Here is an 8,116-nt window from a genome sequence, read left to right on the forward strand (position 1 = left end):
ATCAAGAGAGAAAAGGATTACTCTTCGTCTTCTAGCTCGATGTTGATACCTAGCGAGCGGATCTCTTTCAACAGTACGTTGAACGATTCTGGCATGCCAGGTTCCATGCTGTGGTTACCGTCTACGATGTTCTTGTACATCTTAGTACGGCCGTTAACGTCATCCGACTTAACCGTTAGCATTTCTTGTAGCGTGTAAGCAGCACCGTATGCTTCTAGTGCCCATACTTCCATCTCACCGAAACGCTGACCACCGAACTGAGCTTTACCACCTAGTGGCTGCTGAGTTACTAGGCTGTACGAACCAGTTGAACGAGCGTGCATCTTGTCATCAACAAGGTGGTTCAGTTTCAGCATGTACATGTAACCAACAGTTACAGGACGCTCAAACGCATCACCTGTGCGACCATCAAACAGTGTTAACTGACCTGATGTTGGTAGATCTGCTAGCTCAAGAAGTGCTTTGATTGACTCTTCTGGAGCGCCATCAAATACAGGAGTCGCGATTGGTAGACCGCCACGCAAGTTCTTAATCAGAGTACGTACTTCATCATCAGATAGAGAAGCAATGTCTACTTTCTGGCGAGTGTCGCCTAGATCGTAAACTTTTTGTAGGAACTCGCGGAATTTCGCTAGTTCTTGCTGCTCTTTAACCATCTGGTTGATCTTGTCACCGATACCTTTCGCTGCCAGACCTAAGTGTACTTCTAGGATCTGACCGATGTTCATACGCGAAGGTACACCCAGTGGGTTAAGTACGATGTCTACAGGCTGACCTTTCTCATCGTATGGCATGTCTTCAACAGGGTTGATCTTAGAGATTACACCCTTGTTACCGTGACGACCCGCCATCTTATCACCAGGCTGAATGCGACGTTTAACCGCTAGGTAAACCTTAACGATCTTCAGTACACCAGGTGCTAAATCATCACCTTGAGTGATCTTACGACGCTTAGTTTCGAACTTCTTATCGAAGTCGGCTTTTAGCTCATCCCACTGCTCAGCAAGTTGCTCAAGCTGAGTTTGTAGTGCGTCATCTTCTAGCGTTAGTTCTAGCCACTTCTTACGATCAGTTGTGTCTAGTTTCGCTTCAGAGTAACCGCCTTCAATCAATACAGCTTTAACACGGTTTAGAAGGCCGCCCTCAAGAATCTGGAATTCTTCAGTTAGGTCTTTCTTCGCTTCTTTAAGCTGCATCTGTTCGATTTCAAGCGCACGCTTGTCTTTCTCTACGCCATCGCGAGTAAAGACTTGAACGTCGATGATCGTACCTGATACAGAGTTAGGTACACGTAGTGAAGTATCTTTAACGTCAGATGCTTTTTCACCGAAGATTGCACGTAGTAGCTTCTCTTCAGGCGTTAGCTGAGTTTCACCTTTAGGCGTTACTTTACCAACTAGGATGTCGCCACCCTTAACTTCAGCACCGATGTAAACGATACCTGACTCGTCTAGTTTAGATAGAGCAGACTCACCTACGTTTGGAATATCCGCTGTAATCTCTTCAGAACCAAGCTTAGTATCACGCGCCACACAAGTCAGTTCTTGGATGTGGATAGTCGTGAAACGGTCTTCTTGAACTACGCGCTCAGATACTAAGATCGAGTCTTCGAAGTTGTAACCGTTCCAAGGCATGAACGCGATACGCATGTTTTGACCAAGCGCTAGTTCACCAAGGTCTGTTGAAGGACCATCAGCAAGAACGTCACCGCGTGATACAGGCTCACCTGGCATCACACATGGGCGCTGGTTAATACATGTGTTCTGGTTAGAACGTGTGTATTTAGTCAGGTTGTAGATGTCGATACCAGCTTCACCTGGTACTAGCTCTTCTTCGTTAACTTTAACAACGATACGAGAAGCATCTACTGACTGGATTACACCACCACGTTTAGCAACTGCAGTTACACCTGAGTCAACTGCTACGTTACGTTCAATACCAGTACCAACAAGCGGTTTGTCAGCTTTCAGTGTTGGAACTGCCTGACGTTGCATGTTCGCACCCATCAATGCACGGTTCGCATCATCGTGTTCTAGGAACGGGATAAGCGATGCAGCGATAGATACAACCTGGTTTGTCGCAACGTCCATGTACTGAGCGTGCTCACGAGGGTGTAGACCAGATTCACCTTTCTGACGAGCTGTGATCAGCTCATCTGCAAAAGTACCATCTTCGTTTAGCTTAGCGTTCGCCTGTGCGATAACGAATTGGCCTTCTTCGATTGCAGATAGGTAATCTACTTCGTCTGTTACTACGCCATCTACAACGCGACGGTATGGTGTCTCTAGGAAACCGTACTCGTTACAACGCGCAAACGCAGATAGAGAGTTGATCAGACCGATGTTTGGACCTTCAGGCGTTTCGATAGGACATAGACGACCGTAGTGAGTTACGTGTACGTCACGTACTTCGAAGCCAGCACGTTCACGAGTTAGACCGCCAGGACCCAATGCAGAAATACGACGCTTGTGCGTTACTTCTGATAGCGGGTTGTTTTGGTCCATGAACTGCGAAAGCTGTGAAGAGCCAAAGAATTCTTTAACTGCCGCAGAAATTGGCTTCGCGTTGATCAAGTCTTGAGGCATGATTGCGTCAAGATCGCCTAGGCTTAGACGCTCTTTAACTGCACGCTCAACACGTACTAGACCTACACGGAACTGGTTCTCAGCCATTTCGCCGACAGAACGGATACGACGGTTGCCTAGGTGGTCGATATCGTCCACTTCGCCCTTACCGTTACGGATCGCGATCAGCTTCTTCATCACTTCGATGATATCAGTTTCATCAAGTGTGCCTTGCTCTTGAGCATCTTCACGGCCGATAGAGCTGTTGAACTTCATACGACCAACAGTCGATAGATCGTAACGCTCTTCAGAGAAGAATAGGCTTTCGAATAGAGCTTCTGCAGCTTCTTTTGTTGGCGGCTCACCAGGGCGCATCATGCGGTAGATTTCTACCAATGCAGAAATACGATCAACCGTGCTGTCGATACGTAATGTTTCTGACATGAATGGACCGTGGTCTAGATCGTTCGTAAATAGAACTTCTAGCGCTTTGTGGCCTGCCTGAGATAGGTTCGCTAATGCTTCCAGGCTGATTTCCTGGTTAGCGTTAACAATGATCTCGCCAGTTGCTTCATTGATGTAATCTTTAGATGCAACTTTACCAACGATGTACTCAACTGGTACTTCGATGTGATCAACGCCATCTTTTTCTAGTTGGCGGATATGACGAGCTGTTACGCGACGACCCTGCTCAACGTAAACTTTACCATTTGCTTCGATGTCGAATGACGCAGTTTCACCACGTAGACGATCCGGAACCAACTCCATCAATAGAGTTTGGTCTTTCACTTCGAAGTTCACTTTCTCGAAGAAGATATCTAGGATTTCTTCTGTCGACTTACCTAGTGCTCGAAGGATGATCGATGCTGGTAGCTTACGACGGCGGTCGATACGAACGTACAAGTTATCCTTAGGATCAAACTCGAAATCAAGCCATGAACCACGGTAAGGAATAACACGTGCGTTGTATAAAACTTTACCTGAAGAGTGGGTCTTACCCTTATCGCTGTCGAAGAACACGCCTGGGCTTCGGTGCAGCTGGGATACGATAACCCTCTCGGTACCGTTGATTACGAAGGTACCATTGTCTGTCATGAGCGGAATTTCACCCATGTAGACTTCTTGTTCTTTAATGTCTTTTACAGTACCTGCTGGCGCGTCTTTATCAAAGATAACTAGGCGTAGTTTTACACGTAGTGGCTTTGAGTAAGTTACACCGCGGATTTGACATTCTTTAACGTCAAAAACTGGCTCACCAAGACGGTAGCTAACGTATTGCAGCTCAGAATTGCCGTTGTAGCTCTGAATCGGGAATACAGAACGGAAAGCGGCTTCAAGACCGTATTGACCTTCAGGATCCTGTTCGATAAATTTGTCGAACGAATCGAGCTGGATCGATAGCAGGTATGGAATGTCCAAAACTTGTGGACGAGTACCAAAGTCCTTACGGATGCGCTTTTTCTCGGTATAAGAGTAAACCATGGGGTTCCTCAGCTCGCTGATAAGTGACCCAAACTGTCCGCCCGCTCCTAGTTACTTAAGGGGGGTAAGGGACAGTGACTAATATAGCTGTTTACTGTAGTGACATTTCATTTCGTAAGAATGAAATGTTTTTTGCATGGATATCAGGCGCTTAAACAGCGGGAAAATTCGCCTATACCCTACAGCGCAAAAAGGCCGGTGGTTAAAAAACCACCAGCCAATTAGCCGTTAGGCTAAGAAACTATGCAATAATTACTTAACAGCAACAGTTGCACCAGCTTCTTCTAGCTGAGCTTTAAGAGCTTCAGCTTCTGCTTTCTCAACACCTTCTTTAAGAGGTGCTGGAGCGCCGTCTACTAGAGCTTTAGCTTCTTTAAGACCTAGGCCAGTTGCGCCACGTACTGCTTTGATTACAGCAACTTTGTTACCGCCAGCAGCTTCTAGGATTACGTCGAATTCAGTTTGCTCAGCAGCAGCTTCGCCTGCAGCAGCGCCGCCAGCTACAACAGCAGCAGCAGCAGAAACACCGAATTTCTCTTCCATTGCTTCGATTAGTTCAACAACTTGCATTACAGACATTTCTGCAACTGCGTCTAGGATTTGCTCGTTAGTAATAGACATAACAATTCTCTTTTAAGTCAACAATAAGTTTATTAAGCAACCAGTAAAAAGCAAGGCTTATGCCGCTGCTTCTTGTTTTTGATCGCGGATAGCTGCGATAGTACGCGCCAGCTTGCCAGCCGAAGCTTCTTTCATGCACATCATTAGGCGTGCAATTGCTTCGTCGTAAGTTGGTAGTGTTGCTAGTACTTCAGCGTCAGTTAAAGCGCCTTCAAATGCAGCAGCTTTGATCTCGAAATCTTTGTTCTCTTTAGCGAAGTCTTTGAAAAGACGCGCTGCAGCACCTGGGTGCTCATTAGAGAATGCGATTAGAGTAGGACCAGTGAAAGTGTCAGTTAGACACTCGTACTCAGTACCTTCAACCGCACGACGAGCAAGAGTGTTACGAACAACTCTCATGTAAACGCCAGCTTCACGAGCTTGTTTACGTAGAGAAGTCATCGCGCCAACTTGAACGCCACGAGAATCAGCTACAACTGCAGAAAGTGCACCACTGGCAGCTTCGTTGACTTCAGCAACAATTGCTTTTTTGTCTTGAAGGTTTAAAGCCATCTTGGATTTACTCCTGGTTGTCGTTACACCACTCACTATCATCACGACAGTGAGAGCTATTGAGGTGCTTCCCCAGAAGAAAGTTAACTATATTACATAGAGCTTTCTGTCAGTTCGGGCACCATCTACGTAGGATAATTAAGTTTGCTTTTACACAAACACCTACGGTCTTGGACGGAGACTGGGTCTTAATTCATTTCGAACTAGGAGACAGTTCAAAGAACCAAAGTTCAGCCCCAACCACAAATATTAGGCGCAAAATTATACACTAATTTTGCGCCTAAGCAAATAAATTATGCTTGAGTGTTCAGGCTAGCCTGATCAACAGCAACACCAGCACCCATAGTAGTAGAGATGCTTACTTTCTTCAGGAAAGTACCTTTCGCTGAAGATGGCTTAGCTTTCTTCAGAGCAACTAGAAGTGCTTCTAGGTTCTCTTTGATCTGCTCAGCAGAGAAGTTTGCTTTACCGATAGTAGTGTGGATGATGCCGTTTTTGTCGTTACGGTAACGAACCTGACCAGCTTTAGCGTTTTTAACTGCTTCAGCAACGTTAGGAGTTACAGTACCAACTTTAGGGTTTGGCATAAGACCGCGAGGACCTAGGATAGTACCTAGTTGACCTACAACGCGCATTGCATCTGGAGAAGCAACAACTACGTCAAAGTTCATTTCGCCTTTCTTAACTTGCTCAGCAAGATCTTCCATACCTACGATGTCTGCGCCAGCTTCTTTAGCTGCTTCAGCGTTAGCACCTTGAGTGAACACTGCAACGCGGATTTCGCGGCCAGTACCGTGAGGTAGTACAGTCGCACCACGTACGTTCTGGTCAGATTTACGAGCATCAATGCCTAGGTTAACAGCAACGTCTACAGACTCAACGAATTTAGCAGTCGCTAGTTCTTGAAGAAGAGCAACAGCTTCGTTGATTTCGTATTCTTTAGTTACGTCAACTTTTTCGCGGATTACGCGCATGCGCTTAGTTAGTTTTGCCATCTTATTAACCCTCTACCACTAGGCCCATTGAACGAGCAGTACCAGCGATAGAACGCTTCATCGCTTCGATGTCAGCACCAGTCATATCAGCAGCTTTAGTTTCTGCGATTTCTTGGATTTGAGCGTCAGTTACAGTACCAACTTTTTCAGTGTTTGGACGACCTGAACCAGACTTAACGCCAGCAGCTTTCTTAAGAAGAACAGCAGCAGGTGGAGTCTTAGTTACGAACGTGAAAGAACGGTCGCTGTATACTGTGATAACTACTGGAGTTGGTAGACCTTTCTCAATAGATTCTGTTTTTGCGTTGAACGCTTTACAGAATTCCATGATGTTCACACCGTGTTGACCTAGTGCAGGACCTACTGGTGGACTAGGGTTAGCCATACCAGCAGCAACTTGTAGCTTGATGTAAGCTTCAACTTTCTTAGCCATGATAATTCCTAAGTTTGGGTACAAACGCTAATCGCGGATCAGCTCCCCGTTTGTGTAAGAAACTTTTTACTTCACTTGAAGTAAAAAGGCGCGAAATTATAGTCATAATCCGCGCCTTATACAACCCTAAAAAGGTGATTTTTTATACTCTTTAACGAAGAGTCTTAGTCCAGCTTTTCAACCTGACCAAATTCAAGCTCAACTGGTGTCGCACGACCAAAGATCGATACAGACACTTTCAGGCGGCTCTTCTCGTAATCCACTTCTTCAACAGTACCGTTGAAGTCAGCAAATGGACCTTCGTTAACACGTACCACTTCACCCGCTTCGTACATTGTACGCGGACGAGGCGCTTCACTCGCTTTCTCAAGACGATTAAGAATCGCGTCAGCCTCTTTATCCGTGATAGGTGCCGGACGGTCTGAGGTACCACCAATGAAGCCCATGACACGCGGCACACTGCGTACTAGGTGCCATGATTCATCGTTCATAATCATCTGAACAAGGACGTAACCTGGGAAGAACTTACGCTCAGATTTGCGACGCTGACCCGCGCGCATTTCCACTACTTCTTCAGTAGGAACCAGTACTTCACCGAATAGCTCTTCCATGCCGTGCATTTTGATATGCTCGCGCAGAGATTGAGCTACACGACCTTCAAATCCAGAGAAGGCTTGAACCACATACCAGCGTTTTTTTGGAGCTTCACTCATGAATAAAAACCCTCTATACCCCAGTTGCTAGAGCTACTAGACGAACCATAATTCCGTCAATACCCCATAGCACTAGAGCCATTACAATACTTACAGCTAAAACGATCAGTGTTGTTTGCATGGTTTCTTGGCGAGTAGGCCAAACAACTTTACGTACTTCCATACGAGATTCTTTTGCAAAACTGATCGCTGCTTTACCTTTAGTCGTTGTTGCTGCAACGCCTAAGGCAGCTGCAATAAGAACAACAACGCCTGCAGCACGAACCACTACAGACATTTCACCATACAGGTAATTACCCACAACAGCGGCAGCTGCCAATACGAAAGCGGCTACCCACTTAAACGTATCTGCTGCGTTTGAGCTATCAGGAGTTTCAGCATTATTTGCTTTCATAAAACCAACCTGTTACAAGTCTTAATATAGACGACAACAACCCCGCTGTTGCAGGGCAAACTCCATATCGCTGAAAAAATCAGCGTACTCTTCTTAAGATTAAGCCTCTTTGCTTAATCTTGCTCTGCGCCCAACCCACTTCTGAACAAGAAAACAGCAAAAATAATGTTGAGTGCAGAAAAAGGGCATCAAATGATGCCCTTTTTGCTACTGGTTCGTCAAATCTAATTCAAGATTTTCCGAAAGCATCGCTAATTCGCTATGAATTAGTCGAAGATCTTAGCAACAACACCAGCACCTACTGTACGGCCACCTTCACGGATCGCGAAACGTAGACCTTCGTCCATTGCGATTGGTGCGAT

General features: G+C 45.8%; 7 protein-coding genes and 1 pseudogene. All 8 read right to left on the bottom strand.

Annotation, left to right across the window (positions count from 1 at the left end; all coding sequences use genetic code 11):
- Positions 1 to 17 precede the first annotated feature (17 nt).
- On the bottom strand, positions 18 to 4,046 hold the full coding sequence (gene rpoB, locus R7Q48_RS22875; protein WP_005384685.1) for a DNA-directed RNA polymerase subunit beta: 4,029 nt from the start codon (positions 4,044 to 4,046) through the stop codon (positions 18 to 20).
- A 252-nt stretch (positions 4,047 to 4,298) separates the two neighbouring features.
- On the bottom strand, positions 4,299 to 4,667 hold the full coding sequence (gene rplL, locus R7Q48_RS22880; RefSeq protein WP_005382540.1) for a 50S ribosomal protein L7/L12: 369 nt from the start codon (positions 4,665 to 4,667) through the stop codon (positions 4,299 to 4,301).
- Between the two features lie 57 nt (positions 4,668 to 4,724).
- Complete coding sequence (rplJ, locus tag R7Q48_RS22885; RefSeq protein ID WP_005382538.1) at positions 4,725 to 5,219, bottom strand: 50S ribosomal protein L10; 495 nt, start codon at positions 5,217 to 5,219, stop codon at positions 4,725 to 4,727.
- 293 nt (positions 5,220 to 5,512) lie between these two features.
- Positions 5,513 to 6,214 carry a 50S ribosomal protein L1 gene (gene rplA / locus R7Q48_RS22890; protein ID WP_005384683.1) on the bottom strand — a complete coding sequence of 234 codons (702 nt, stop codon included), beginning with the start codon at positions 6,212 to 6,214 and terminating at the stop codon, positions 5,513 to 5,515.
- A gap of 4 nt (positions 6,215 to 6,218) precedes the next feature.
- The gene (gene rplK / locus R7Q48_RS22895) at positions 6,219 to 6,647 is read right to left on the bottom strand and encodes a 50S ribosomal protein L11 (RefSeq protein WP_005384682.1); all 429 of its coding nucleotides are present in this window, start codon (positions 6,645 to 6,647) and stop codon (positions 6,219 to 6,221) included.
- Between the two features lie 164 nt (positions 6,648 to 6,811).
- The gene (gene nusG / locus R7Q48_RS22900) at positions 6,812 to 7,360 is read right to left on the bottom strand and encodes a transcription termination/antitermination protein NusG (RefSeq protein ID WP_005384681.1); all 549 of its coding nucleotides are present in this window, start codon (positions 7,358 to 7,360) and stop codon (positions 6,812 to 6,814) included.
- A 13-nt stretch (positions 7,361 to 7,373) separates the two neighbouring features.
- Positions 7,374 to 7,754 carry a preprotein translocase subunit SecE gene (secE, locus tag R7Q48_RS22905; RefSeq protein WP_005384680.1) on the bottom strand — a complete coding sequence of 127 codons (381 nt, stop codon included), beginning with the start codon at positions 7,752 to 7,754 and terminating at the stop codon, positions 7,374 to 7,376.
- Positions 7,755 to 8,020: 266 nt separating this feature from the next.
- Positions 8,021 to 8,116: pseudogene (locus tag R7Q48_RS22910) on the bottom strand (elongation factor Tu); the annotation flags it as partial.

Source organism: Vibrio sp. 378 (assembly GCF_033339435.1).

Bases quoted from the DNA above. Each gene is read 5' to 3' on its own strand.
- rplJ (WP_005382538.1), bottom strand. From the start codon at position 5,219: ATGGCTTTAAACCTTCAAGACAAAAAAGCAATTGTTGCTGAAGTCAAC.
- rplA (WP_005384683.1), bottom strand. From the start codon at position 6,214: ATGGCAAAACTAACTAAGCGCATGCGCGTAATCCGCGAAAAAGTTGAC.
- rplL (WP_005382540.1), bottom strand. From the start codon at position 4,667: ATGTCTATTACTAACGAGCAAATCCTAGACGCAGTTGCAGAAATGTCT.
- rpoB (WP_005384685.1), bottom strand. From the start codon at position 4,046: ATGGTTTACTCTTATACCGAGAAAAAGCGCATCCGTAAGGACTTTGGT.
- secE (WP_005384680.1), bottom strand. From the start codon at position 7,754: ATGAAAGCAAATAATGCTGAAACTCCTGATAGCTCAAACGCAGCAGAT.
- rplK (WP_005384682.1), bottom strand. From the start codon at position 6,647: ATGGCTAAGAAAGTTGAAGCTTACATCAAGCTACAAGTTGCTGCTGGT.
- nusG (WP_005384681.1), bottom strand. From the start codon at position 7,360: ATGAGTGAAGCTCCAAAAAAACGCTGGTATGTGGTTCAAGCCTTCTCT.